Origin of the sequence: Hyphomonas sp. (assembly GCF_017792385.1) — a bacterium.
Lineage (GTDB): Bacteria > Pseudomonadota > Alphaproteobacteria > Caulobacterales > Hyphomonadaceae > Hyphomonas.
Genome location: NZ_CP051230.1, coordinates 916,154 through 940,586 on the forward strand (window position 1 = coordinate 916,154; position 24,433 = coordinate 940,586).

Below are 24,433 nucleotides of genomic sequence, written 5' to 3' on the forward strand. Positions count from 1 at the left end.
TCCGAATAGATATCCTTGGGCTTGAAGTATGAGGTGCCGCCTACCGCAGATGAATACCGTGCGCAGACGCAAAAAAAGAGGCCGGACGCTTTAGTATTTTTCGAAGCTTGGATTGTAGAATCGATCAGCAAACTCACCCAAGATGGATCGAGCTTCTCGCAGAGCGCGCAGTGCGCTCGCATTCGCGATTTCTGGAAGCGGCTTTCGGTCCTGCGCAATCGTTCCAATGACGCGCAGCAAAGTGGCGAATGACTCGCGGATCAGATCCAAGGTGTTTGGCTCACACCACAGATCGCCAAACTCGCGGCGGCGAACCTCGCCATGCCAGCGTGGATTTCGCGAGAACACGAGTGTTGTCTCCATTTTGAAAGAGACGCCATGTGCGATGTTGTGGCGGATAATGAAGCCGGATCGGGCAGCCTTGCACCAAGTCTCCAACATGCTCTGCACGTCATCACCTGCTGCGTTGCCGACATGTTGTTCAAGCATTGCGATCAACTCGCTGATCGGTTTTCCGTCTGTTTTCGGTCGGATGCCTTTGGGATCAACACCATCAAGAAGCCAGATGGCGCGTTCAAGGTGCTATTCGATGTTCGCGGCAAAGACGATAATCGATGCCAGCTTCGTGGCGACGACTTGATCCAGGCCCAACGCAGCTTCGAGTTGTTCGGCTCGGCCAAATGCCTGCTTCATGAGGCGCTCCCCTGCTGCTTGACTGGAGTGTCTTGGTCCGCACGAGGTGACGGCCCTTTCGTGTTGACCTCTTCTTTCGGTAGGAAGCTTGGCCAGGTGTGCGGTTGCTGATGGAGTATGAGGTGTACTACCTTTTGCTCCAGGGCGCGTTCGAGTGCGCGTCCGAAATTGGTCATGTTGCTCACGACTGCGTCGCGTCTGATCGCGTGACGCCAATTGATTGTCGCACCTTGTGGGAGGTGCCAATGCAGGAGATGTGTCAGGGCCATGTGGCCGAACATCATGCCGTCATCATCGCCGGCAACGAAGCGAAGTTCGATATGCGTGTCGCTGTGTGATTGCTCCTCTGATAAATCCCAAGTCGTGAAGAGCGTCGTCACATCTGGGTCTAGGTGCTCAGCTGGCCTGCCCCCGGAGATCATGAAACCAACCTCGTCGATCCTCATTTGCCATTGTTCGGTCACCGTACCGTCGGTTTCTTGCCGGCTGACGAGTTCTTCCTTCTTGCAGCGAAAGCGCAGCCCCGCACCGGATGCGATCTTGTAAGAAACGTCTCCTGCCAAGATACCAAGCAGATTCTCCTTCATGGCGTCGCCGAACGTGATGTTGAAGTTCTTCTCTGCTTTGGTGAGGTGTTTGACTTCGAACAGCACCCAGATGCCATGAAGCTTCCAGGCGATAAGTAAGGGCATGTTGACGAGCCGGGCGTAGGCGTGGAGACGGTCGAGATAGCGCGGCGTGAAGGAGAGCTTCGGTTTCGTCTTTGATTTCACTTCTATGAGGACGGGGCCGCCATGCTCGAACTCCGCCAATAGGTCTGGAACTTGATAGAAATTGCGAGAGGCCACGGGCGCTTGATGCTGGTCAAGTTTGTGAACGAGGCGGGCTCGTCCGAGCCAGTTGCAGATGGCTGTGAACTCGTCCTCTGCTGGTAGGCCTTGGTCGAGCTGCCTGACCTTGTTCGCGATTGTCTTCGGATCCTCATCCCAACCGAGCTCGGAAAGGACCTCCTGAATCAACCGATCGCTATCGTCTGTCCCTGACATCGGCGCGCCTTGGATTGTATGCTAAAGTCCGCGCTAAACACGGAGTTATCTATATCAAGCTTGCTTGCATTCCAATATCATATTAAAAACTCGGCTGGTAGAGCGGATTTTGAGATATGATACCTGAGCGCACCACCTCCTTGGCGGCCTATGTTGAAGAACTGGCGTCGAGTGGACGCATCAGCTTCACCCGCGAGGATGCGATGGAAGCCTTGGGTGTAAGCCATGGGGCGTTCCTCGACGCGGCCGCACGCCTCAAGAAGCGTGGTCATGTCGTCGTGCCGCGTCGAGGTTTCTACGTGATCACGCCCACGCGGTATCTGAAGTGGGGTGCGCCACCGCCAAGCTGGTACATCGACGCCATGATGAAGGATGCAGAGAGGCCTTACTACGTGGCGCTTCTGAAGGCTGCAGAAGTCCATGGGGCGTCACACCAGGCAGTGATGGAGTTCCAAGTCGTAACCGATCGACAGTGGAAACCCATTCGGGCCGGGCGTTCCAAGCTCGCCTTCTATTTCCGCAAAGACATAGAGAGCATTCAGCAGGGTATCGAGCAAAGAAAGACCGATACCGGTTCGATGCGCGTGTCATCACCGGCTTTGACCGCCTTGGACCTTGTGCGCTATCCACAAGCCAGCGGAGGCATCAGTCATGCGGCGGGTGTTCTCAACGAACTCGCCGCCCAAATTGACCCAGAACGCCTCGACGCGTTGGCCCCGAAGTTTGAGCGGTCTGTCGTCCAGCGCCTCGGATACATTCTCGAACACCTTGGACAGGAGGAGATAGCATCCAGTTTGGAGAGGCATCTTCGTAACGGCAATGTGCCGTGGGTCGAACTCGAACCTGGAGAAGCAAACGCAATCGCCTCCAGCGACGAACGAGAACGCAGCTCACGCTGGCACGTTATTGTCCGCCGGCCAATTGAAGTCGACGAACAATGATCCCCGAGACGAACATCACCGCCTGGAGTCTGACGGCGCCTTGGGCTGAGCCGAGGCAGGTTGAGCAGGATCTGATCATCTCGCGAGCGCTCGTGGAGATTTTCAATCACGATCTCCTAGGACCTGAGCTGAGGTTCCGAGGTGGTACGGCTCTCAACAAAGTGATCTTTCCGGAACCGTTACGGTATTCCGAAGACATTGATCTCGTCCGGACGACCGCAGGGCCTATCGGCCCCATTCTTGATGCTATGCGAGATGTGCTGGAACCTTGGTTAGGGCAAGCGAATTTTGCGTCGAGCCAAGTTGCTCCGAAGTTGCGCTTTCGTGTGCCAGCCGAGGATGACCCTGAAGCGCAGATTCGTCTGAAGGTCGAGATCAACATTTCAGAGATCGAAGCCTTCGATCCACCGGCTTCAATCCCCTATGCCGTTCAGAATCCGTGGTTCACGGGAAGTACGACCATAGCGTCCTTCTCCGCGGAAGAGCTTCTGGCGACGAAGCTACGTGCGTTGCTACAACGCGATAAAGGACGCGATCTTTTCGATCTCGATCATGCGCTCGATGCGCTTCCCGATTTGGACATCGAACGGGTCGTCGCGCTTTTTGTGCGCTATCTTGATCAGCAAGGTCAGGCCATCTCCCGGGCTGAGGCAGAACAGCGGATGCTCGCGAAATTCGCGCGACCAGACCTTTTGGGAGATATCCGTGCGCTACTCACCCCCGATCGTGCTGATGCACTTGATGCTGCTGCCGGTCGCGCCGCATTTGTAAGGGTATTTGGCGAGATGGTAACGCGTTTACCAGGCCAGCGTTGGGCCAAGACCGACGACGTAGCTCAGCAGTTGGGCCTATCGGAAATTGTCGAGAGTTCAGCTTAGCGCAGCAGATCTTCAAATCACAAGTAGAACAAGGCCCTGCCAAGCATTATTATAAGGTGGCGGAGCCAAATCAAACCCTAGCGAAATGAGAAGTTGAAGGCAGATGAGCGGTGAAAATCTGAAACTAAACTTCGCTTCGGTGAGCTTAAGTGGCGATACAGAAATTCACGTAGGATTTCGCCCATTCGAATCGGACATTTTGAGTTCGCTTCGAAAAGAGTTTGGTGAAACGCATGTTTTTCGTACGGACAGAGAAAACGATACGATCATCGACATTCCCGTTGCGCAAGGCGCAGAGCCGTTGAGCGACAAAACGATGGAGATTGATCTTCAAGAAACGCATTGGCACTGGGCGGCCCTGCTCAATGCGGCGCTAATAAGAACCTTCTCGGGAAAACGCGAGATTGCTCGTGACTTTCCCGTTGAAGTGCTCGGTAGCGCTCAGAGAAACTTCATTAGTCACGGCGAGTTGCCCGAATGGGTGCAAAAGCGTTCGCTACTTGAGTTTACGCCCAGAACGATTTTTGGATCCGATGGTCAACCACAATTTGGTCTGTTGTGCGATGCGAGAGTCCGGAACCTTCTTCTTGCCACCTGCGATCAACTTATCAAGGTGGGGATCTCACCTATCGGTAGATATGTGCTCATCGACCACCCTCCTATCGATCCACGGCTGGGGCTGCGCCCTCAAACGGTAGGGCGCGTAGCTTCGATATCAGATGGGCAGTTGGTCTTGGAAGATCACCGTGAAGGCTTTGACACGGTCGAGGCGTCTCGAGCTCGACTGTCTGGGAGCAAAGTAGATTTCGACTGGTGTGTGCGCACCCTCCTTGGCGGCGAAGCGGATAGAGTGCTGAACGATGCAAAGCTCGCTACAAGTCAGCTGCATTCGGGCCCGGGGCGTCTCAGAATGATCGAAGAAACGTTGGGTTTCCTACGTGATCAATCCATGGAAGCAGTACCAGGCGTCCAATTTGAGATTTCCGAGCTGCTCGACTCAAAGTCGCCGTCATTTCCAATGCGCGAATTGATAAAGAAGCCTGCGCTTGTATTCGATCCATCGGGAACACGTACCGACAGTTGGAACGAGCGCGGAATAAAGGCGAACGGGCCCTATGATCAACGCACTTTCACGCCCAAGAAGCTAAACATCGCCGTCATCTGCCAAGCTCGATATGAAGGCCAAGTAGAAACATTTGTCGCTAAGTTTCTTGAGGGCATGCCTGATATTAAGACCGGGCGCCGAGGACGAGAGCAGGCTCGATATGGCGATGGTTTTTTACGCCGGTTCCAGCTTGAGAAGGCCAATGTTCAGACGTTTACTGCTAGGTCGCCTACGTTAAATGGATACGAGGAGGCTTGCACCGCAGCGCTTGCACACGCCGCAGATACGGGCATCCAGTGGGATTTAGCACTGGTTCAAGTCGAGGAAGACTTCAAAGCGCTCCCTGGTAACCAAAACCCATATTTTGGCTCTAAGGCGGTGTTGTTGAAGAATCACGTTGCTGTTCAGAGCTTCCGATTGGAAACGATGAGCCAACCCGCAGCAGGTTTAGTATTTACGATGAACCAAATGAGCCTTGCTTGCTATGCGAAGCTTGGTGGTCGTCCATGGCTTTTGGGTGCCGAGCAGACGGTTGGTCACGAACTCGTCATTGGCGTGGGCTCGCACGTTGCGACCACTAGCAGGATCGGCGGGGGCGCTCGCCAAGTCGGTATCACAACAGTTTTCTCAAGTGATGGCGGATATCACCTTAGTGAACGAACAAACGTGGTTCCCTTTTCCGAATATACCTCCGCATTGACCGAAACTTTGAAGAGAACAATTATCAGGGTCAGAGATCAGGACAATTGGAAGAACACAGATAGGGTTCGTCTGATTTTCCACATGTTCAAGCCAGCGAAGGATGTAGAAGCAGAAGCAATCAAGGCCGCAGTCGAGGGGCTGGAGCTGGACAACGTTACATATGCCTTTGTTCACATCGCTCCGACCAATCCTTTCGTGCTTTTTGACACGGACCAGAAAGGGGAGCCTCCGTGGGCTCAACAAAAAAAAGGGATTTTGGGACCGTCGAGGGGAATGCATCTAAAGCTTGGCGACTATGAATCGCTTGTCGTTTTCGCAGGCGCCTCCGAACTCAAACAAGCAACCGATGGCATGCCACGAGCTTGCTTGCTCAAACTGCATCGCAATTCCACATTTCGAGATATGACCTATCTTTCACGACAGGCATTCGATTTTACTGCACATTCGTGGCGAATAATGTCACCAGAGCCATTCCCAATCACGATCAAATACTCAGACCTGATTGCTGAGAGGCTGACCGGACTGAAGCAGATTGAAAGTTGGGATGATGATGCCGTGAAGTTTCGCGATATCGGCAGAACGCCCTGGTTCCTATAATGCAATTGACCGAGCTTAAGTCTGCACTTGATATCTCAGAGTCGGATTACTCCGCATTACCTGTTCACGTCGCCGGTTTCTGTGCATTTTTGATCAAAAGCGATCGAGCGATGCTTCCATCTCTCTTCCGACCAGACGAAGAGGCGGATGAGGACGTCGCGGCGTATCCTCGAGTGGCGTGTATTGGGTATGCGCTTGCCGCAGGCTTAGTGTCCGATAATGATCTGGCGTCTTTTCGACAGGGATTTGAGCATCTATCTGGTCGAACCTTTTTCGCCGAGGGGAGAGTTCCGAGATTTGAGATCGATGGATTTGCTTTACTGGGCGTGGCGCTCGGTGCGCAGACGGCCGGGATAGCTGAAGACCAGCTAGGCTGGTTTGTTCAACTTTTAGCCAGATCAGCAACAACAGTTCCCCAGGACGAGTGGGAGTATGGGCTGGTCAAAGCTGCTCAAGTCCTACTCGGTGTCGAAGCTTGGGGCGCTGTCGCTGACGTCTTATTCAGGGTTGCTGTGCAGGCAGCGTTGAATCAGGATTGTGATGCCAATGACAGGCAACTTGCTTGGGAGAGAGCAGTCAATCTTGTTGGAGAGACCGCTCTCCCGAAATTGGCCGCTGCTCGATCTGTTTTTGACTCTTGTGTTGAAGCGCTTTCACGCATGCCTGTGCATGGAGCAGGCTTCCCAGAACTTGTGTCTCTTTTGGACGAAGTGCGGGATGCGATGTCCCATTGGACGTACGAGACGAAGCCGCGCGTCAAAGGCGTTTTGCCACAGCAGTGGGAAGTTGATCATGAGTATCACGTGCAGAATTTGCTTTGGACTGTGTTGAGGCCAGTCTTCAAGGACCTTGTCGATGAGCAGTCTCTCCCAAAGCTCGGGCACACGACTCCTCGGTATGATCTCGGAGTACCTTCTCTACAGACCATCATCGAAGTAAAATTCATGCGCCGCGCTGGACCAGCTGAGTGCCGCAAAATCACGCAGGAAATTGCAGCAGACCGCTCACTCTATTTGGGCGACAGGACTGGCTATGAGAGACTTGTTGCGTTCATCTGGGACGATTGTCGGCAAACAGAGGAATATGCGACCCTCCAGATGGGTCTTGAAAGCTTAGACGGAATTGAGAAAGTTATCATTCTTCCAAGACCGTCAAGAATGGAACGATCTGAGCAATCGTAGCATCATTTGTCCGAAGCATGTAGCAGACATCGGGCAACCGGATTGATCAAATACAGAGTGCTAACCGTCATATCTGACAGATAGATTTGGTTTGGCCGTCAAATATGGCAGTTAGCGGACCGACGAGGAGTGATCGAAAGCAATCATTGGGTGCATGGCCGTGCTTCGTTCAAAATCTCGTTGATTGCGCTCTGTCGGGACTGCCGATCCAGCGTGTAGGTGTTCCGTCTGAACTCTACGCCTTCAAGCAAAGCCTTCACGTAGCCGGACACAGTGTCTGCGGCCATGATCAGTGTAGAATCGAGCGTGTGGACGTATTTGCTCGTGACTGATCCTTTGGCATGACCGATCAGCGCGGCGATCGTGATCTCTGTGAAGCCCAGGTCGTTCGCGATGCTCGCGAAGCTGTGTCGCAAAACGTGAGGGGTTACGTCCCAAAGCGGCGTGTCCTTGAACATTTTCTTCCAACTCTGTGGGAAGTTCCCGACGGCGTTGTCCAAGCCCTTGCCGGGGAATACATACGTGCCTGCCCGCCGCTTTCGTTCGTCTTCGAGATACTCGATAACAGGCAATCCGACAGGACGAACGGAAGACCCCTCCTTGCTATCGATCAGCCGCAGGCAGCTACCCTCAAGATCGACCTCGCTCCATTTGAGATTTATGATTTCTCCGCGACGGCAGCCAGTCAGCGCGATCAGCCTGAGGATGTCGGCGTGTATGCGGTAGTGGTCGCTCTCCTGCGCCTCGCGAAGAATGCCGCCTAGAACCCGATACTCGGCTTCGCTGAGCCGGCGGTCGCGGACCTGATATTTCGGTTTGCGGAGGCCATGCGTGGGATTGTGCTCGATCACCCCGGCCTCGACCGCGTAAGAAAAGATGCCGCCAAGCAGGCCCATAGTCCGGATCGCGGTTCCGCGACCGCCGCGAACGATGGCCTTGCCGCGCAGCTTTTCGGTTTTCATGGTCACGCGTGTCTTGCCGGCGATGATGTCCTTCATCAGGTTATTCATGTCCGGCTTGGTGATGTCCCGCACACGTCGCGTCCCAAGAAGAGGAATGATGTGCCTGCGGATACGGCCGACATCGGTGGCGATGGTGGTATCCTTCTTCGGCCGTCCGCCTTTCCCCAGAATGAGGCCAGCTTCCATGTCAGCGATGTACTGTTCGCAGAGCTGCTTGATGGTAAGCGCCTTCCGGTCTTCTTCCCGTTCTTCGGCGGGGTCGTCACCATGAGCGACCCGGCCAAGTTGCGCTTTCGCTTCACGACGCGCGGTCTCCGGGGTCCATACGCCATGGAGGCCTATCGTATAGCGACGCGAACGTCCTCTGGATCGATACTGAATCACATAGCTTCTCTTCCCGGATGCGAAGACGCGCAGACCAAACCCAGGGAGGTCATCATCCCAAATGACGTAATCTTTGGTGCCTGTTTCAGCCGTATCGACGACCCGCTTGGTGATCTTCGCCATGGTTCCAGTCCCTGCCGGACCCGACTTCGCGTAAGCACCACGTAAGCACTTGGCGGCAAATTCGGGCGTATTCTCGGATAGAGACTTCGGAGAGCGGATTCTGAAAATCAATGTTTTTCAGGTGGTTATCGTGCTCTGGCGTGCCCTATCGCGCATTTCGGATAGGGCAATGAACCAGCTCCGAAGGCAGAGGTCAGAGGTTCGAATCCTCTTGGGTGCGCCATTTTCCCCAAATGGGCGAATCCTCTGCGGCAGCTAGCGGATTTAACTTCCCAAGCAGCCATAGCCAGTTTGAATGACCTTGTTGCCTTGCTTCGCGGAAGTTCGGGTAGCGGGCGAGAGAGGCAACAATTGGCCCTTGGTGGACGTTCAAGCCGTTTAGTCTGATGTCTGCTCTTGCTCGCCTTGCAGCGTTCTGAGCAATTGACGATTTAACCCGTAAGCTCTTCCGGAAGCCCCTCGCTCCACCGTCTGAGCTGATCAAGGACGCCCAGCGCCGAGCGACCAAAATCTGTGATCGAATACTCAACCGATACTGGTGATGTCTCGATGACGGCGCGGTGAACCAGGCCTTGCGTTTCGAGTTGACGCAAGCGTTCTGTGATCATCTTTTTACTTGCGCCAGCAATCATCCGCGACAAGTCGTTGAACCGCACCGGCTCATCTTTCAGATGCCACAAAATGGAGCCTGTCCACTTGCCGCCAATGATCCGCATGCCGCGTTCAATCGCGCAGGGCGTATCGCAGGCATCTACAGCCTGACGACGCCCCCGCTCATCTTCTTCCACTCGCGCTCGCATCTTTCTTCTCGAATGTTTTACAGGTTACTAAAAGTATACTGGTTGATAATTCTCACCGCATCCTCAATTTCGTGTCAGACGCAGTCTGCGTCAAGGAACACCACGCGTGAGACGAGGCAAATGAGCAATATTCACATCATAAATGGCCACCAACCTTACCCCTTTGCAAAAGGAGAATTGAACCGAACGCTAGTAGCGCGCGCCGCAGCGCATCTCAAAAAAGCGGGCCACGAGGTTCGCATCACAGCTGTCACGGATGACTATGACATTGAGCAGGAAATCACCAATCATCAATGGGCCGACACGGTGATCATGCAATTCCCGGTCAACTGGATGGGAGCGCCTTGGTCGTTCAAGAAATATATGGATGAGGTCTATACAGCCGGCATGGACGGACGGCTGTGTGCGGGAGACGGCCGCACCGCAGAAGCGCCTAAGGCCAACTATGGATTGGGCGGCACGCTCAAGGATACGACTTACATGCTATCTGTGACGTTGAATGCCCCAGCTGAAGCGTTTGACGACCCAAAAGAGGCTTTCTTTGCTGGTGGGTCATTGGACGACCTACTGCGCCCTATGCATCTTAATGCCAAATTCTTCGGCATGAGCGCTCTGCCGACCTTTGCGGCATTTGACGTGATGAAAAATGCTGATGTCGAGGCCGATTTGAACCGCTTCGATACGCATTTGCGTAACGTATTTCCCATTCACGAACCCGCTTAAGGGAGGAACTGACATGACCGCCCCTGACATCCACCTATATACGGCTGCAACGATGAACGGCTATAAGCCAGTCATCTTCCTTGAAGAAGCAGGTGTGCCCTATGACCTGACCTTCGTGGATTTCTCCAAACAGGAACAAAAGGCGCCGGACTATCTAAAACTCAATCCGAACGGCAAAATCCCAACGATCGTGGACCGTAGCGAAGGGCGCGCCATTTTTGAATCTGGCGCCATTCTTTGGCACCTCGCCAAAAAGTACGGAAAGTTCCTGTCGGATGATCCCATTACGCAGTCAGAAACGCTGCAATGGACCTTTTTCCAAGTTGGGCATGTCGGCCCGATGATGGGTCAGGCCATGTACTTTCAGCGCATCGCCGCGCCGAACGGGCATGAAGTGCCATTCGCGATCAATCGCTATGTCGATGAAAGTCGCCGACTGATGGAAGTGCTGAACACGCGGCTTGAAGGCCGTGATTATTTGGTCGGTGATTATTCTATCGCTGACATGATGATTTACCCATGGGCCCGAGCGTATCCTTGGGCGCTGGTTGAGGTTGAGGACCTGCCGCACCTCCAAGCCTGGTTCGATCGCATAGATGCGCGTCCCGCGGTTCAAAAGGCTTTGACCATTCCCGTGGCGCGGCCGCAATTCTGGGATGCGTCAGCGGACGCCGACGCTTTCTTGAAAGAAAATGCAGCGCGGTTTGCCTCGGATGTAAAAGCCACCTGATCCTAGATGCTTGGATAAACTGGTTGCCGACGCTTTTAATGACTGGTTTTGCTGCGCATTGCAGCCGTCAGATTGGTAAAGCTGTGTGGCCGCCTTCGGCGAATATTTGCCCTTTGGAGCACATGTCCGAGTGCCGGTCTTCGAACCTAAATCGACCGATCCCTCAGCTTGTTCGCGCTATCCGTAAGTTCCAGGTTTCACCCTCCCCGGTGCGCCAATTCTATCCTATTGATTTTATTGCCTTGGTGACTTCAACACGGGACGAGCTTGCGAACTATCTCGCCGCGCTCATGTCCACCAGGATGATCCTACCAATCTTAAATTTCGTACTTATGCGTATTCGTGGATCATTGCCAAAGAATCGACGGCGGAAGACGTGACAGTGACAGTAGATAGAACGTTGTGGGGTGCTTCGTTCTTGGATGCCACCTTGGCCAATGTGCGGCGAGGGATTTGTGGCCACCTGCCCTGAACAACTGATCATCAAAAAAGCGGGTCCGTCGAAGGCAGCGCATGCTCATGAGAATTGGATGAGAAAGTGGTTTCGTCTTCTCCGAATTTGGCATCGCACGCCGCGGACCAAACAGAGTTGGTCGTTCTGTCTCAACCTATACCTAAATCATTGGCGCTTGACCAACAAATGCGGACTCATATTTCGAGGCGGCTCACTTCCTGTCTGCCTTTGACAAGAACCAAGCCCAAGTCGCAAAGACCGCAGCCGCTACCAGTATTCCTGTCATCATTTCGGCAGGTTGCAAAAAGCTGTCTGGGTTAGGGGACCTCCAGCAAACGGTGCGCGCATTGCAAAAAAAGCCTATATCAAGCCCCACCACACCAGCGACCACAATTATGCAGAATACTGCTCCCCAATACATCAAACTTCGCATATCTACATCACTCATCCAGTTCATGCTTCGTGGTCCTATCCGGCATGGCCTTTCAAAAGGCAGGCACCAACTCCCCGCTGACAGAAATTGAGCCGCGCGCCTTGAACCGACCCGTCTTCGGCTTGCTTTTGGAGTAACGGATTGCGCCTTAGCAACCGTGTGGTTCGCCTTCGTTAGGAAGGAGCCGTGGTCGTATCTGGGGGCGCCCCACATGCCCTGCGCCTGCTGCTGTGGTTGCGGTTCTCAGATCGTTCCCTTGAGAACCGCTCTGAAGGCCTCCTCGTCGATCCTGCGAAGGGCCAAACGAGTCTTCATCCCAGATTGTTCAAAACGCCCTGCCAGATCAGGGCCGGAATACGCCTGAAACCGCAAGCACAAAGGACGCCAAGCGGAGGTGAGCTTTAGACCGAGGACGCCACATTGGCGCACAAAATAATTTCGAACCTACAGTGCGTTAGAGCCGCACTCGCCTGAAAGGAGAAGTTCGTATTATATTGCCGAAATGCCAGTGCAACCCTTCACCGCTCCAGATATCTGATCGTGATCAACAATAGCCCTCCCAAGCCAAAAAAAAAGCCTACGAACCAAACGTCAGGTAAAAACCCGGTAGTCCATGCAAATAGTGCAGTAAACCCGAAGACCAGAAAAACTATCTTCATTGCTGCAGCGATAGGTAACTGTTTCATCGCGCCGGATCATCCATGTCTGGTAGTGGAGGCACAAGTGGTCCGCTGGTCCCTGATAGTCGATCCATGAATTGACCGGGTTGGGATTGAAGCTCCGAAGCCACCCGGCCTGCAAAATTTGCAACTGAAGACATCTGGTCCGCAGTACTGGAAATCAAGTCATCGCCGACGACCATGTTTTCCACGCCAGGCCCTTGTTGTCCAGCACCTACACCTCCTGAGATCGTCGCTTCGACGTTCCCGTTGATACGATTTGCACCGAAGCCAACATCTCGACCCTTTCCGATATCGACATCGAATAGTGCTTCGGAATTGCCTGACATATCTTCGACGGAACACCCTGGGCAGCCGCCCACTTCCACGTCCAACGAATCTCCAGTTTGAACAGACGCGCCGTAGCTCACGTATGGTCGAATTTCCAACTGGCCGGCCTGATTCGTGCCGACTATGAATCCAAAAGACCCCTGACCACCAGCTGGAACTGGTCCGCCTCCAGTCTTTCCTTCCAACCCAATTCTGAGAGTCCACCCCCCGTCGGGTCCGTCGCATTCACCGGATCATTTGCGACGTACGCATACAGATTCAGCTGATCCTCATACCCGATCGGATCTGCTGAGAGGAACCGGCCGGCGACGGGGTCGTAATAGCGTGCCTGCATATAGGTCAGGCCCGTGGACGTGTCCTGAATGTGGCCCGTGAAGCCCTGATCATCCTCCATCGCGGCAGGGGACTGGCGGTCTTCCCCGAAGGGCGTGAAATCCCGCCGCCAGACACTGTTTCCGGACCTCTTCATTTCCGCCGCCGATATTCCGGGATGTCGGCATGCATGTCCTGAAAGATATCGTCGCCTTCGGGGCCACGTTTGCGTGTGGCCCCGAAGTAATTCAACTCAATAACTATCTTCGGTGTCGGCGGCGTCGATGGTGCCGTCGCCATTCGTGTCGAGGGTTTCGAACATGCGGGTGCCGGAGGCATTGAACTCGTCCAGCGAAAGAACCCCGTCTTCATCCTTGTCCAGAACGGTGAAGCGGAACTCGGCCTGGTCAACCTGGCGCTTGTGCTGGTCCTCCAGCTGGGCAATCAGGCGCGTTTCATATTCCGAGACATATTCCTCCGAATACACTGCGCCATCGCTGTCGGCGTCGCGCCGGCGATACCCTGTCTCGCGCTCGGCCAGGAATTCGGCTTCGGTCACCTGGCCATCGTCGTCGGTATCATATTTCTCGAAGAAGGCGTCCTTGCTGTGCCCCCGGGCGGATCGCCGGGGCGCCTGCGCCTCTGCGTCCGCTTCAGCTGCCGGCGCGGCAATGTCTGCGGTGTCCAGCGTGGCCGGCGCAGCCTGTGAGGCGCAGGCCGCCAGGGCCGCAGACCCGGCGGCGAGAAGGATCAGATGTATCTGTTTCATGAGAGTTTCCATTTTCAGTGAAAGGCCGGAACCTGCCCCGCGCTAGCGGGACACTTCGAGCGTCAGGGAGGTGGTGTAGCTGCGTTCATCCGTATCCGCCCCTTCGGGCGCATCGGCGGCATGGCGCGTCATGATGAGGTATTTTCCGGGTGCATCGAAGCCCAGCGTCAGCGCGCCATCGGCGTCGGTCTCGACATGCTGCACGAATTTCGGCTCCTCATAGGCGCCGCCTTCGCGCTTGACCTCAACCGACTGCGCGGCCAGCGGTGCGCCGTCGAACAGGATGCGAAATGCAAAGCCGTCATCCAGGAAGACTTCATTCGGGTGGGTCTCCGGCGCAATGACCAGTCGGCCGATGGGCCGGGTCACCGCATCCCAGGTCGGCGCGCCTTTCGTGACATAAGCATCCGCCACGGTCTCCGTCTGACTGGTGATCACCTCGGTCGCGTTTTCCGGCACCACCGCGTCCGGCCCCATGAGGACCTTCCATTCACCTTCCACCAGGGCCTTGCGGCTGGACCGGCCAAGCCGAACGCCTGTCGTGAACCGATAGGTCCCTTCCCCGCCCAGTGCCTCTTCCAGCATGACAACCTGACGCAGCGGCGTGATCGAATCATACGCATCGCGCGACCCGTCCGGCAGCACGACATGATAATCGTCAGAGGCAACGGCGATTTCCGGGACGAACACATCCTCGGTGAAGGAGGCCTGCAGCGTCACATAATTCCCTTCGGACGTGACGAACATGTTCGGCAAGACATAGGATGTGTGCGCCAGGGCAGGCAGGCACAGTCCCGTCATGGCGGTGAGTGCGAGCGCACCCGGTTTCAGGCATTTCATTGGCAGACCCCTTGGTTCCTGTATTTGAGAATAATAATCACTTGCACAATATGCAAATGAGATTTAGTTGCAAGTATAGATTTTGACCCGCCCTTCCCGGCGCGCCTGTCGCATTAGGTTTCACAGGCCCGCTCAGGACCCAGCCACGCCGGAGGCCTTATGCGTTCCCACCTCAAATTCGGCTTGCTCGCGGCACTGACCGCTGCGGCGCTGCCGCTTTTCAACAGTCATGCCGACACGTTCCGGCGCCATCAGGATCACGTGCTTGGCACGTCCTTCGATCTTGTCGTCACAGCGTCGTCGGCTGAAGCGGCTGACGCAGCCGAAGACGCCATTCTGGCCGAGATCGACCGGCTGAATGACGTATTCAGCCTGTATAAGCCATCCGAACTCCGCCGGCTCAATGATGCGGACAGGCTGATCGTCTCGGATGATCTGGTGACCGTATGGACGGTTTGCGAATCCTACCGCGAGCAAACCGGCAATGCCCTCAGCTGCCGGATCGGCGATCTGACCGCCGCCTGGCAAGACGCAGAGGCGACCCAGACTGTCCCCTCCCGTCCCGATCTGCGCCTGCGGGCCGGTGAGACCCGGCGGGCCGAAATCGGTCTCGACACATCCATCAACCAGATCACCCGGCCCAACGCCGTACGATTCGACATGAATGCGCTGGCCAAGGGATACATTCTGGACGCCGCGCTGACCGCGGGACGAAAGGCTGCGCCGGAGGCGGATGGCGTGCTCGTCAACATTGGAGGCGACATCCGCGCCTGGGGCGAAGGCCCGCATGATGGCGCATGGTCTGTCGCCGTGACCGACGCCTCGGAACTTGCCGACGGCGCCAGCGCCCCGGCCGGCGCGCTTCGGATCCGCAGCGGTGCAATTGCGGCCAGTGGTCAGGGCCCCCGCGACCGGGAGATCGCGGGGCAGGCATTTGGCCATGTGATCTCACCTGCCGATGGCTGGCCGGTTGCGCATGTTCGGGCCGCCAGCGTGTACGCGCCCACTGCCATCGAGGCCGACGCTCTGGCCACTGCATTGATGGTCATGGAGCTGAAGTCCGGGCTGTCCTACATCGCTTCACAGCCAGGCATCGAAGCCGAGGTCGTCACCGCCGACGGCCGCCGCCACGCCACCTCCGGCTGGTCCGCGCTTCAAATCCGCCCGGAAGAACAAGGCTCCGAAGGCGCTGGCTGGCCGGAAGGCAAACGCCTTGATGTGGCCCTGACCATCCCCGAACAGGATACAGCGGACTATGAGCGGCCCTATGTAGCCGTCTGGATCGCGGATCCCAGGCGGAACCTCGTCCGTATCCTGATGCTTGCCGGAGACGAGAGCCGCTGGATGGAGGAGAATTATTTCTGGTATCGCCGCTTTGCACTCAAGGCCGGCAGCCTGGTTGACGCCGTCGCCGGTCCGACCCGCCGCCCCGGCCGGTACGACCTGCAATGGGATGGCCTGACAGATGACGGGCAGACCGTGCCTCCAGGCGGCTACATCCTGCATGTCGAGGCGGCCCGAGAGCATGGTGGACACCAACGCAGCAGCCACGCCTTCACGCTGTCCGAAGCCCCCTTCTCGGCCACCATTCCGGCGGGAGAGGAACTGGGCGAAATCGAGATCCGGTTTGGAGGAGCCAAATGAACTCAACGACCGGGAACCGCCTTCGGGCCGCCTTGCCGTTTCGCCTGAGCATCAATAAGGGCAAGTTCTACCGGACGTGCCGCATGCTGCACACCTACCTGTCCGCAGCTGCCTTCATCATGCTGATGTTCTTTTCGCTGTCCGGCCTTCTGCTCAACCATCCGGACTGGTTCGGGGCGGGCCGCAGCGACGCCGCGCCGGTCGAGATCGAACTGGAACCCGCGGCTCTGGCCGAAGCCGTACAGTCAGACGCACCGGGCGCCGCCCTGGCTGGTCTCGTGCGCCAGGAAACCCGAACAGCAGGTGCCTTCCGTACCGCGGACATAATGGAAGACGAAGCCTTTCTGAGATATACGGGCGTGAAGGGCACGACTGATGTCTATATCGATCTCGAAACCGGTATTGCCGACGTCGAGGTCAGCCGCCCAAATCCGACAGCGATCATTCATGACCTGCATCGTGGGAAAGACGCCGGGGCGGTCTGGAAGGCGTTCATCGACCTCACGGCCGGCCTGATCCTGACCATGTCGCTGATCGGCCTGATCCTGTTCTTCTCGCTCCGGTTCCGCCTCGTCACCAGCCTGAAGATCATGGGATCGACCCTGCTCGCCTTCGCCAGCCTCTACATCTTCTTCACCACCTGACCTGCCCTTTCCGGCGGGTCGGTCAGCGCCCCTCGATCTCCACTGTCAGGATCTGGCTCTCGCGGCCGGGCGGACGCGGGAACGGGGCGGCCTTTCGAACGAAATTCAGGGCATCCCGGTCGAACCGCGCCGATCCGGATCCCCGGGAAATGCTGATATGGCTGATCGCGCCCGTATGGGCGATCCGGAAGCTGACATGGGTCGATCCCGGCCCGGACGCGCGCGGCCGCCGCAGACGAGACAGGTGGCGCATGACGTCCCCGGCATAATTGGTCTCCGCCGCATTGCCAGCCCCGGCATCAGGATCTCCCGCCCCGACCGCTGAATCCGGGCCCGCCGTCGCGCTCTCCGGCTCCGCCGATGAGGCAGAATCGCTGTGCGCCGTGTGAACCTGATCGGGGGCAGACGGATCCGCCCCCTGAGTTCCGTCATCCGCCGCCGGCTTGGAAGACGCTTGCGCCTGCGGGTTCGGTTTTGCCGTCGCCGCAGCATCCTTGTTCGGCTCGGGCGCCGGTATGTTCTGGGCGGGTTCAGGCTCCGGCGCTGGCATGACAGGATCCGGCACCGGCAACGGGGTTGCCGCAGCCTTGCGCGGCGCCGGCACTGGAGATGGAGGGGGAGTCTCCGGCGCCTTCACCGGAGGCGTGACCGGTGTATGTTGCGGTTCCGGCTGCGCCTGTGCAACCGGACGGTCCTGCGACTCGGACGCTGCAGCAGGCCGCGCCGCCACTCCGAACTGAACACTGACACCATGGCCCGCGAGCTTCGGCGCCGACCCGCGCGATACTGTTAAGGCAAGCGCTCCGGCATGGATTGCCAGGGCCGCGCACATCGCGGTCGAGAATTTGAGACCATCCCTCGTCGTCATGAGTCTCCCGCCTCCGTCACAATCACGATGTCCTGAACGCCATGGTCCTTCAGCTGGCGAACGCGTTTGAGCAGCGTTACTGCGGGCAGGTCCCGGTCAGGCAGCAGGCGGATCGAATTTGTCGCCCCGTCGCGATCGGACAGGATTGCGGATACATTCCCGGTCCGGCGGCCATCCAGCAGGAAGTGCCCGAACCGGTCGATCCCGATCGCGTCAGGTGGCACGCAGCAATCCGGCGTCTCGGCCTGAACAAAACGAAGGGACGGCTCCGTCGGTGAAGACAGCGTACCGGCCACCATGAAAAAGATCAGGATCAGGAACACGATATTGATCAGGGAGATCACCGGATCGCGCTCTCTCTTGCGTTTCACCCGTTTCATGCCGGCTCCATGACAAGGATATCAAGCCCGCCAACCTGATGCAGAACCATCAGAACATCGACCAGTTGCTGAGTGGTCGCCTCCCCGGTCGCATCGACCGAAACTGACAGGCTGCCCGCAGCAGGCCTCAACTTCTCAAGACGCGCCGGCAGGCCATCCAGCCGGATCGGCTGGTCGTCCAAAACCAGGCCGGTTTCAGTCAGCGTAAGAATATGGACAGGGCTGTCATCCGCCATTGCCTGCCCCGCCGGAGCCGTCGCGATTTCCACTTCGGAGAATATCGAGAATGTGGACGACAGCATGAAGAAGAGCAGCAACAGGAAAATCACGTCGATGAGCGACGTGATCGATGCCTTGCGCCGGCGTCGGATGCGTCTAAGCGCCATGCTGAACCGCGCTCAGACGGGCCGCGGCCGGGGTCGGCGCATCCTCCATGTCGAGCACGGAGAAGGCATATTCGGCAAAACTCCGCTCCCGGTCTATCTGCGCCTCGAACCAGGACAGGGCAATCGAGGTGGGCATCGCCACGCCCAGTCCGGCTGCCGTTGTCAGAAGGGCCACCCAAATCCCTCCGGCCAGCGCCGCCGGATCCACCTGCGTCCCGCCAGCCTGCAGGGCCTGAAAAGCCTCGATCATGCCCAGTACGGTGCCCAGCAGACCCAGCAAGGGCGCCAGCTGCGCCACGGTGTCCAGAACCCGGAACCCGCTCTCATATGGCCGCAAGGCCTGTTCGGCTTCCGCCTCCAGGCGGGCGTGCATTCCCTCCCTTCCCTTCAGGGACACACCTGAAAGGAGGATGGCGGACAGCCAGTGCGTCGAGGACTGGAACCGGGATCGCGCTTCGGACTCCTGGCCCGCATCGAGCGCCTCGAGCCCGCGCTCTATGGCACTCACCTTGCCCAGACCGGCCGACCGGAACTGCCAGTATTTGAAGATCACAAGCGCCAGCGTGAAGACGGAAACCAGAACCAGCAGCATCAGAACGGGGCCGCCGGTCTGGTAAAGGGTCGTTATGTGAGAGAGCATGTACCGCCCCTTGATTTGTCTGTGGGAAGGAAGCCCGGAGCGGACGGGAATGCGCCCGCTCCGAACAGAAGGAGGATCCGGGCCGGATCAGAACGCTTTCGACACCGTGAACTTCAGATTGCGGCCCGGCGTGGGACGCGTCGCCAGCGCGGGCATGTAATTCATGTCGAAGGCGTTCTCGATACCGAACCGAAAGGCCGTGCCTTCCAGCAGCCCATCCTGCGGCGTGATCGTCGCGCGCAAATTCAGTATGACATAGCCGGGGCTCTTCTCGCCGGTGTACTGGGCCGGCTTCGACTCGTCGGCTGCAACGATTTCAGTCGACAAGTCTGCCGAGCGGGCGAAGCGCTTGCCCAGGGTCAGCCGCAGCGTGTCCGCCGGCGCGTTGTACCAGTCACCCACGGCTCCCGAACCCAGCGCAACATAATCCGCATCAATGATGTTGGCATTGACGTCCGCATAATACCCGTCGCGACGGGCATAGGAGCCTTCAAGTTCAAGCCCCTGCAGTTCCACGGACTCCACACCGGAATACGACGTATTGTCTTCCAGATCGGTATGATAATAGTTCGCTTTCAGGGCCAGAGAGTCATCCTTGGTGAAAATGCCGATCCGGTCATAGGAGCCACCAAACTCATAGGTCTTCCCGACTTCCGGCTGCGTCATGTAGACTTCGTTCTGCAGGTCATCGAGGATGGGCAGGCTCTCCGTATGCGCATAGCTTCCGAACAGCGCGAAGCCGTTGTCGAAGGCGTAGCGCAGCGAAGCACCACCCATCAGGGCGTCATTGTCATAGCTGGCATTGCTGCCATCATCGAGCACGCCTTCGATTTCAGACGATTCGTAACGCAGTGCGGGCGAGAAGGTCCAGCCGCCACCAAAAGCGATCTCGTCCACCACGAACAGGGCAATCCGATTGTCTTCGCCGCCCGGCGCAGACGATGCATCCAGACGCTCCTTCAGGATGAATTCGATCCCGGTGCGCAAATCATGCGTGAATGCGCCGGTCTCGATATAGGCCGTATTCTTGGCCGTCAGCTTCGACGTCTCATATTGATGATCGGCGTCCACCGTTGCAAAGCACCCGAACGGCCCGCTGCCCTCGACACAGTCCTGGACGATCTCCTGATTGGCATAGGAATAGATCACATCGAGATTGAGCAGTGCATTCGTCGCTGATGTGTAATTGTAGGCCAGCGTTGCCGTTTCAGACGTCGTGTCGCGGTCAACATTGCCGAACGAGCCACCCGTTGTCCCGAAGGAATCATACGGCTTGTCACGTTCGGATGTTTCCGTGTTTGTGTAGCTGGCCGTGACGCTGTGCTCGCCTTGCGTGTAGCGGGCTTTCAGCAAGTAGGATGGCAGTTCGAACTCGCTGTTCTCGATTGTCCGGCCGTGCCCGTCTTCCTGGTTCCCCTGCTCGCGCCAGGAATAATTGGCAAGCAGGTCCAGGTTTTCAGTCGGCTGCACTGCCAGCGTGCTGGACGAGTTGAACCCGTTGGAATTGGTTGCCCCGCCAAGCGTCTGGCGGAAAGCGATGCCCGCCTCGCCGCCGGTCAGATCGGATGCATCAATGGTTTCCAGTCGCACGACTCCCCCGATGATGCCGGAGCCGTACTCGAAGCTGCCGACCGTGCCGCGGATGACTTCCGCGCTCTTGTAGAGGTACGGATCGGTGAACAATTGGGTCCCGATACGGTACAATTCCTCGGAGCCGACACTCGCCCCGTCAATCGTCACCGCGACCTTCTGGTCGGTGCCGTATGTGCCGTTTGCACCAAAGCCGCGGATATTGATGCCGGAGCCGATAGGTGTGGATCCGTTGACCAGGGAGACACCCGGTACGGAATCGATCAGTTCGGCAATCGTGCCCGCCTGACGGTCCTCGATCTCTTCCTGGTCGATAATTGTATTGGGCGTCGCCGTGTCCGTCTGCACCTCCCGCTTGCTCTCGCCAAGCGTCAGCGTGCCGAGGAATTCCCCGCTCTCTGCTGCGGCCTCTTCCTGCGCAAGGGCAGGCGAGTGAACGGCGAGGGCTGCGGCCAGGGCGGTGGCCCCCAACCAGGCGGATTTGCGACAGAATGCGAACTTCATGGACCCCTCCAAAAGCGTTGCTAATGAGAATTAATTGCATTTAGGGGGCCCGCATAGCGCGGCGGAGGCTCAATTGCAAATGATAATGAGTCGCATTTTTTCTTTTTTCCAGTTTTTCGCCCGTTACGCGGTCCTGCGATGACGGGCCGCCCGACCTGCGTAAATCCGCAGCGGTCTGGCTGGCACCGCGCTCGACGCGCGCCAGACATGGTTGTTTCTGCTGACGGGAGTTCGGCATGTCCGGAAGACATATCCGGACCGGCTCCCTATCTCGGCCCCCGCAGGGAGACCTGCAGAGCGTATCATGCAGTCAGTGGCGGACCGATGGCGTCTCACGCATTTCATGTTTCTGCTTTGCGGGATGAGAGCCCGGCGCGTCAGGACGCGACGCATTGGCATACAGTCACATCCGTATAGCAGGTGATGTGAGTTTCCCCGGGGAGTTCCAGATCCCGCTTGCCCATCACTGTACCCTCCGCCTCATGCTTGTAACGGCATTTCTTGCGGCCTTCGTCGAACAGGTATCTGACTTTCTGGGTCCTGATCTCGCCCTGTTTGACATCCTTCACCCAAATATTGGTGCATGCCTCATTGTGAGAATCATAGATATGAACACTGACCTGTTTTGAGAACAGCGCGCCGCAATTCACATTCTCGACCTGCAGTTCGATATGGTCTTGCGACTCCGCGAGGGCCGCGCCGCACAGCATCATCGCGGCCACAGACAAGATCGGTATACGCATTTGAGAACCCCCGATGTCCCTTCAGGGAGCCCAAATGGGTCTCCCGGTTTCGATCCGCTCTACCTCGCCACAATCAACATGCTGAACATGAAGGAATATCCGGCATCAAGGTGCGCAAGACGGCCTGCGGACAAGCCGGACATGTCGGTGACTACTCCGTCCAACCGCCGTGCTCGGACGGGCGGTATCCGGCCGGAGGTCCGTCAAGGTAAGGTGAGCACCCGCATGTGCCCAAATCATTGCTGTAGCAATTGAATTCGGCGTCTTCCTTGGGGTTGAATTCACGCTTCCCCATAACCGTGCCAGCCGCCTCTGCAATGTACCGGCATTTATCAATCTTGAGGGTCACCTGCTTTGAGTGCCCCTTTTTGATGCCTTTCACCCATGTATGGGTGCAGTGCGAATTGTGGGAGTCATAGACGTGAACGTCGATCTTGTCCGAGAACAAGGACTTGCAGCTATGATTCCTAACGTACACGGTGGTTTCGTCCTTTTCGGCCATGGCTGTCGCTGCGACAGACATCATGGCCATCAGTACGATCAAAAAACGCATCTTGAGCACCTCTTCGCATCATCTGGCAGCCTCACGGATTTCGGAGGCCTTCTGGTGCTCTATTGATCACGCGAGACCCCTTAACAGGACCTGCACGAACCTCGTCAGGCCGTGTCAGGAGCGTCTCATGCGCACCCGACACAGATCATTTGTGGCTTCAGCGCCGTCTCCGAGACGGTTTCCGAAGCAGGCGAACGCCTACTCGTCCGAACGCAGCCGGTTGCCCAGGTCGCCAATATCGCTGGTGACGAACCCCGAAATCAGCTCGCGGGCCTCGGCCAGGGCTGCATCCAGGGATTCTTCTTCGCTCGCCACCGCGCCGGCCAGGGTCAGCAGCGGCATGTAGAGCGCTTCGGTTTCGCCCTTGATGGTGATGGCAAATCGGTCATTTTCCTCTGCAATGCGCGCCCATTCGGCCCGCACGCCTGCCCAGAACGCCTCGGTCCCGCGCCAGTAATCGGTCGCGATGTCTGTCTCGAAATCGCTGTCGCGGCGGTAGGTGTTCAGGCCGGTTTCCCGAACCAGCATCTGCGGCGCGTCTCCGCTGAGCACCAGCTTGCCATTGTCCTGCTCGTGCACCCATCCCCAGGGCGTGATCACATGGCGGTTCATCGCGTCAATCGCATGATAATCGTCGCGCGTGGTCATGTCGCGGCGCGGCAGCGGACGCCATTCATGCGGCGGTTGCCATTCAGCGATGCCAGTGTCATGCGACCAGCGCGCCACAGCGCCATAGCGCGGCGCGTCATCCACCTGATAAACGGTCTGGGACCACGCCCCTGCCCGCTCGCCCGCCGGGACCTCCCGCCACTCCCAGGCATTGCCGCCGATAAAGCTCAACACCTTTTCCGGCTCGTATTGCCAGTCCTGGCGCCAGTGCTTGATCGCCATCTTGTGCTCACCCCCAACCACGAGAATGTGCTGCAGGCTGATGAAATCTCCGCGATCCTCCACAACAAGGACAACTTCGTCCCCGCCGGATACCTTGCGCGGCTTCAGATCATAGTCTGCGTCGAAAGGCACCGTCTCGTTGAAATCAAACTTGACCTTGAAATCCCCCGCCATGGCCAGGATCGCCTCGCGGTCCATCTGGAACTGGCTGTCCGGCGCTTCCGCACCTGCCGTGACAGGCGCAGATGCCAAATCCTGACGCGAGGACGGTGTCGCACATGCCGCCAGCAGGACGGTTGCGGAGACACTGACCGCCAAAATCGTGTGATGGATACGCAGCATGAAACTCTCCCTCTCGCATTCTCCCCGGACCGGGGTGAGAGGGACCTAACAGACATGCAAATGATTTGCAATCGCATGATTGCGCTTGGCGATCAGCCCAGATCGCCAACATCCAGAACGGGCGCCGCGTCCAGTGTCTCGGCATCAAGCAACCCGGCCGCCCGCTCCAGCGCGGCCACCATCATGGCCTGCTGCCAATCGGGCAGCCCGTCGAACCGGGCAGCAAATGTCTCATGCAGCGGGTCCGGCGCCGCATCCAGCGCGGACTTCCCGGCCGGCAACAAATCCAGCCAGACCCGGCGACGGTCGGAGTCGCAGCGCCGGCGGGCGATCAGGCCCCGCGCCTCCAGCTTGTCCACAAGGCTGGTGATCGTCGCATGCTTCAGCTGGGTATGTTCGGCGACATGACCGGCCGACAATTCGCCCTGCTCATCCAGCATCCGCAGCACCGCCATCTGGGAGGGCGTCAGTCCGGCGGTCTGGGCCAGACGCTTCGACGCCAGTTCAGTCATGCGCTGGATTTTCCGCAGGGCAATCAGGGCATCATCGGAGCGCGTGCTCATGG

The 24,433-nt window shown here is 57.5% G+C and carries 25 protein-coding genes; 8 read left to right on the forward strand and 17 right to left on the reverse strand.

The genetic code is table 11. The features are described 5' to 3' along the window. Window positions 1–90: 90 nt before the first annotated feature. Both HF955_RS04530 and HF955_RS04535 read right to left on the reverse strand, forming a co-directional pair. On the reverse strand, window positions 91–489 hold the full coding sequence (locus tag HF955_RS04530) for a hypothetical protein (protein ID WP_065383221.1): 399 nt from the start codon (window positions 487–489) through the stop codon (window positions 91–93). 200 nt (window positions 490–689) lie between these two features. Continuing rightward, window positions 690–1,739, reverse strand: coding sequence for a restriction endonuclease (locus HF955_RS04535; protein WP_065383220.1), 1,050 nt, complete (start codon window positions 1,737–1,739; stop codon window positions 690–692). Between the two features lie 116 nt (window positions 1,740–1,855). Here HF955_RS04535 and HF955_RS04540 point away from each other — a divergent pair, with 116 nt between their 5' ends. The 4 genes from HF955_RS04540 to HF955_RS04555 all read left to right on the forward strand — a co-directional run bounded on the left by HF955_RS04540 (window position 1,856) and on the right by HF955_RS04555 (window position 7,143). Then, the gene (locus HF955_RS04540; protein ID WP_121212530.1) at window positions 1,856–2,680 is read left to right on the forward strand and encodes a type IV toxin-antitoxin system AbiEi family antitoxin; all 825 of its coding nucleotides are present in this window, start codon (window positions 1,856–1,858) and stop codon (window positions 2,678–2,680) included. Beyond that, window positions 2,677–3,558 (forward strand): nucleotidyl transferase AbiEii/AbiGii toxin family protein, encoded by an 882-nt coding sequence (locus HF955_RS04545; RefSeq protein WP_121212531.1) that lies wholly within the window; start codon window positions 2,677–2,679, stop codon window positions 3,556–3,558. Before HF955_RS04540 ends, HF955_RS04545 begins: the two co-directional genes overlap by 4 nt. A gap of 103 nt (window positions 3,559–3,661) precedes the next feature. Next, the gene (locus HF955_RS04550; protein ID WP_121212532.1) at window positions 3,662–5,962 is read left to right on the forward strand and encodes a hypothetical protein; all 2,301 of its coding nucleotides are present in this window, start codon (window positions 3,662–3,664) and stop codon (window positions 5,960–5,962) included. Window positions 5,963–5,967: 5 nt separating this feature from the next. Continuing rightward, window positions 5,968–7,143, forward strand: coding sequence for a hypothetical protein (locus HF955_RS04555; protein ID WP_291078256.1), 1,176 nt, complete (start codon window positions 5,968–5,970; stop codon window positions 7,141–7,143). Between the two features lie 143 nt (window positions 7,144–7,286). On the opposite strand, the gene HF955_RS04560 is transcribed toward HF955_RS04555, so the two are convergent. After that, window positions 7,287–8,612 (reverse strand): site-specific integrase, encoded by a 1,326-nt coding sequence (locus tag HF955_RS04560; RefSeq protein ID WP_065383215.1) that lies wholly within the window; start codon window positions 8,610–8,612, stop codon window positions 7,287–7,289. Window positions 8,613–9,043: 431 nt separating this feature from the next. Beyond that, window positions 9,044–9,412: a winged helix-turn-helix transcriptional regulator gene (locus HF955_RS04565; protein ID WP_367279751.1), complete on the reverse strand. Its 369-nt coding sequence runs from the start codon at window positions 9,410–9,412 to the stop codon at window positions 9,044–9,046. 120 nt (window positions 9,413–9,532) lie between these two features. Here HF955_RS04565 and HF955_RS04570 point away from each other — a divergent pair, with 120 nt between their 5' ends. Both HF955_RS04570 and HF955_RS04575 read left to right on the forward strand, forming a co-directional pair. Continuing rightward, window positions 9,533–10,135: an NAD(P)H-dependent oxidoreductase gene (locus tag HF955_RS04570; RefSeq protein ID WP_291078261.1), complete on the forward strand. Its 603-nt coding sequence runs from the start codon at window positions 9,533–9,535 to the stop codon at window positions 10,133–10,135. 13 nt (window positions 10,136–10,148) lie between these two features. Further along, window positions 10,149–10,865: a glutathione binding-like protein gene (locus HF955_RS04575; RefSeq protein WP_291078263.1), complete on the forward strand. Its 717-nt coding sequence runs from the start codon at window positions 10,149–10,151 to the stop codon at window positions 10,863–10,865. A 1,569-nt stretch (window positions 10,866–12,434) separates the two neighbouring features. On the opposite strand, the gene HF955_RS04580 is transcribed toward HF955_RS04575, so the two are convergent. The 4 genes from HF955_RS04580 to HF955_RS04595 all read right to left on the reverse strand — a co-directional run bounded on the left by HF955_RS04580 (window position 12,435) and on the right by HF955_RS04595 (window position 14,683). After that, complete coding sequence (locus HF955_RS04580; protein WP_291078265.1) at window positions 12,435–12,842, reverse strand: hypothetical protein; 408 nt, start codon at window positions 12,840–12,842, stop codon at window positions 12,435–12,437. 41 nt (window positions 12,843–12,883) lie between these two features. Further along, a complete protein-coding gene (locus tag HF955_RS04585; protein WP_291078267.1) occupies window positions 12,884–13,231 on the reverse strand; it encodes an RHS repeat-associated core domain-containing protein in 348 nt (115 codons plus the stop codon). Between the two features lie 96 nt (window positions 13,232–13,327). Then, a complete protein-coding gene (locus HF955_RS04590) occupies window positions 13,328–13,843 on the reverse strand; it encodes a hypothetical protein (protein WP_291078269.1) in 516 nt (171 codons plus the stop codon). A 42-nt stretch (window positions 13,844–13,885) separates the two neighbouring features. Continuing rightward, a complete protein-coding gene (locus HF955_RS04595; RefSeq protein ID WP_291078271.1) occupies window positions 13,886–14,683 on the reverse strand; it encodes a DUF4198 domain-containing protein in 798 nt (265 codons plus the stop codon). A 159-nt stretch (window positions 14,684–14,842) separates the two neighbouring features. Between HF955_RS04595 and HF955_RS04600 the strand changes: the two genes are divergently transcribed. Continuing rightward, complete coding sequence (locus tag HF955_RS04600; protein WP_291078273.1) at window positions 14,843–16,327, forward strand: DUF2271 domain-containing protein; 1,485 nt, start codon at window positions 14,843–14,845, stop codon at window positions 16,325–16,327. Continuing rightward, window positions 16,324–16,971, forward strand: a complete 648-nt coding sequence (locus tag HF955_RS04605; RefSeq protein WP_291078275.1) for a PepSY-associated TM helix domain-containing protein — start codon at window positions 16,324–16,326, stop codon at window positions 16,969–16,971. The genes HF955_RS04600 and HF955_RS04605 overlap by 4 nt, the downstream gene beginning before the upstream one ends. Window positions 16,972–16,993: 22 nt before the next feature. Here HF955_RS04605 and HF955_RS04610 read toward each other — a convergent pair whose 3' ends face one another. The 9 genes from HF955_RS04610 to HF955_RS04650 all read right to left on the reverse strand — a co-directional run bounded on the left by HF955_RS04610 (window position 16,994) and on the right by HF955_RS04650 (window position 24,431). Continuing rightward, window positions 16,994–17,839, reverse strand: coding sequence for a TonB family protein (locus tag HF955_RS04610; RefSeq protein WP_291078277.1), 846 nt, complete (start codon window positions 17,837–17,839; stop codon window positions 16,994–16,996). Beyond that, window positions 17,836–18,219, reverse strand: coding sequence for a biopolymer transporter ExbD (locus HF955_RS04615; protein WP_291078279.1), 384 nt, complete (start codon window positions 18,217–18,219; stop codon window positions 17,836–17,838). The genes HF955_RS04610 and HF955_RS04615 overlap by 4 nt, the downstream gene beginning before the upstream one ends. Further along, window positions 18,216–18,605, reverse strand: a complete 390-nt coding sequence (locus tag HF955_RS04620) for a biopolymer transporter ExbD (RefSeq protein ID WP_291078281.1) — start codon at window positions 18,603–18,605, stop codon at window positions 18,216–18,218. Before HF955_RS04620 ends, HF955_RS04615 begins: the two co-directional genes overlap by 4 nt. Then, window positions 18,595–19,245: a MotA/TolQ/ExbB proton channel family protein gene (locus tag HF955_RS04625; protein WP_291078283.1), complete on the reverse strand. Its 651-nt coding sequence runs from the start codon at window positions 19,243–19,245 to the stop codon at window positions 18,595–18,597. The genes HF955_RS04620 and HF955_RS04625 overlap by 11 nt, the downstream gene beginning before the upstream one ends. Window positions 19,246–19,332: 87 nt before the next feature. After that, window positions 19,333–21,339: a TonB-dependent receptor gene (locus HF955_RS04630; protein ID WP_291078285.1), complete on the reverse strand. Its 2,007-nt coding sequence runs from the start codon at window positions 21,337–21,339 to the stop codon at window positions 19,333–19,335. A 377-nt stretch (window positions 21,340–21,716) separates the two neighbouring features. Continuing rightward, entirely contained in the window at window positions 21,717–22,082 is a 366-nt protein-coding gene (locus HF955_RS04635) for a hypothetical protein (protein WP_291078286.1), read from the reverse strand. Window positions 22,083–22,233: 151 nt separating this feature from the next. Then, window positions 22,234–22,635 carry a hypothetical protein gene (locus tag HF955_RS04640; RefSeq protein WP_291078288.1) on the reverse strand — a complete coding sequence of 134 codons (402 nt, stop codon included), beginning with the start codon at window positions 22,633–22,635 and terminating at the stop codon, window positions 22,234–22,236. 198 nt (window positions 22,636–22,833) lie between these two features. Continuing rightward, a complete protein-coding gene (locus HF955_RS04645; protein ID WP_291078290.1) occupies window positions 22,834–23,868 on the reverse strand; it encodes a DUF6607 family protein in 1,035 nt (344 codons plus the stop codon). Between the two features lie 92 nt (window positions 23,869–23,960). Beyond that, complete coding sequence (locus HF955_RS04650) at window positions 23,961–24,431, reverse strand: MarR family transcriptional regulator (protein ID WP_291078292.1); 471 nt, start codon at window positions 24,429–24,431, stop codon at window positions 23,961–23,963. Window positions 24,432–24,433: the final 2 nt, after the last annotated feature.

What these genes read in the sequence shown, in the direction of transcription:
- HF955_RS04540 (WP_121212530.1), top strand. Translation starts at nt 1,856, where the DNA reads ATGATACCTGAGCGCACCACCTCCTTGGCGGCCTATGTTGAAGAACTG.
- HF955_RS04530 (WP_065383221.1), bottom strand. Translation starts at nt 489, where the DNA reads ATGCTTGAACAACATGTCGGCAACGCAGCAGGTGATGACGTGCAGAGC.
- HF955_RS04570 (WP_291078261.1), top strand. Translation starts at nt 9,533, where the DNA reads ATGAGCAATATTCACATCATAAATGGCCACCAACCTTACCCCTTTGCA.
- HF955_RS04565 (WP_367279751.1), bottom strand. Translation starts at nt 9,412, where the DNA reads ATGCGAGCGCGAGTGGAAGAAGATGAGCGGGGGCGTCGTCAGGCTGTA.
- HF955_RS04630 (WP_291078285.1), bottom strand. Translation starts at nt 21,339, where the DNA reads ATGAAGTTCGCATTCTGTCGCAAATCCGCCTGGTTGGGGGCCACCGCC.
- HF955_RS04550 (WP_121212532.1), top strand. Translation starts at nt 3,662, where the DNA reads ATGAGCGGTGAAAATCTGAAACTAAACTTCGCTTCGGTGAGCTTAAGT.
- HF955_RS04575 (WP_291078263.1), top strand. Translation starts at nt 10,149, where the DNA reads ATGACCGCCCCTGACATCCACCTATATACGGCTGCAACGATGAACGGC.
- HF955_RS04610 (WP_291078277.1), bottom strand. Translation starts at nt 17,839, where the DNA reads ATGACGACGAGGGATGGTCTCAAATTCTCGACCGCGATGTGCGCGGCC.
- HF955_RS04590 (WP_291078269.1), bottom strand. Translation starts at nt 13,843, where the DNA reads ATGAAACAGATACATCTGATCCTTCTCGCCGCCGGGTCTGCGGCCCTG.
- HF955_RS04545 (WP_121212531.1), top strand. Translation starts at nt 2,677, where the DNA reads ATGATCCCCGAGACGAACATCACCGCCTGGAGTCTGACGGCGCCTTGG.
- HF955_RS04645 (WP_291078290.1), bottom strand. Translation starts at nt 23,868, where the DNA reads ATGCTGCGTATCCATCACACGATTTTGGCGGTCAGTGTCTCCGCAACC.
- HF955_RS04585 (WP_291078267.1), bottom strand. Translation starts at nt 13,231, where the DNA reads ATGAAGAGGTCCGGAAACAGTGTCTGGCGGCGGGATTTCACGCCCTTC.
- HF955_RS04625 (WP_291078283.1), bottom strand. Translation starts at nt 19,245, where the DNA reads ATGCTCTCTCACATAACGACCCTTTACCAGACCGGCGGCCCCGTTCTG.
- HF955_RS04535 (WP_065383220.1), bottom strand. Translation starts at nt 1,739, where the DNA reads ATGTCAGGGACAGACGATAGCGATCGGTTGATTCAGGAGGTCCTTTCC.
- HF955_RS04620 (WP_291078281.1), bottom strand. Translation starts at nt 18,605, where the DNA reads ATGGCGCTTAGACGCATCCGACGCCGGCGCAAGGCATCGATCACGTCG.
- HF955_RS04640 (WP_291078288.1), bottom strand. Translation starts at nt 22,635, where the DNA reads ATGCGTTTTTTGATCGTACTGATGGCCATGATGTCTGTCGCAGCGACA.
- HF955_RS04615 (WP_291078279.1), bottom strand. Translation starts at nt 18,219, where the DNA reads ATGAAACGGGTGAAACGCAAGAGAGAGCGCGATCCGGTGATCTCCCTG.
- HF955_RS04595 (WP_291078271.1), bottom strand. Translation starts at nt 14,683, where the DNA reads ATGAAATGCCTGAAACCGGGTGCGCTCGCACTCACCGCCATGACGGGA.
- HF955_RS04635 (WP_291078286.1), bottom strand. Translation starts at nt 22,082, where the DNA reads ATGCGTATACCGATCTTGTCTGTGGCCGCGATGATGCTGTGCGGCGCG.
- HF955_RS04650 (WP_291078292.1), bottom strand. Translation starts at nt 24,431, where the DNA reads ATGAGCACGCGCTCCGATGATGCCCTGATTGCCCTGCGGAAAATCCAG.
- HF955_RS04560 (WP_065383215.1), bottom strand. Translation starts at nt 8,612, where the DNA reads ATGGCGAAGATCACCAAGCGGGTCGTCGATACGGCTGAAACAGGCACC.
- HF955_RS04605 (WP_291078275.1), top strand. Translation starts at nt 16,324, where the DNA reads ATGAACTCAACGACCGGGAACCGCCTTCGGGCCGCCTTGCCGTTTCGC.
- HF955_RS04600 (WP_291078273.1), top strand. Translation starts at nt 14,843, where the DNA reads ATGCGTTCCCACCTCAAATTCGGCTTGCTCGCGGCACTGACCGCTGCG.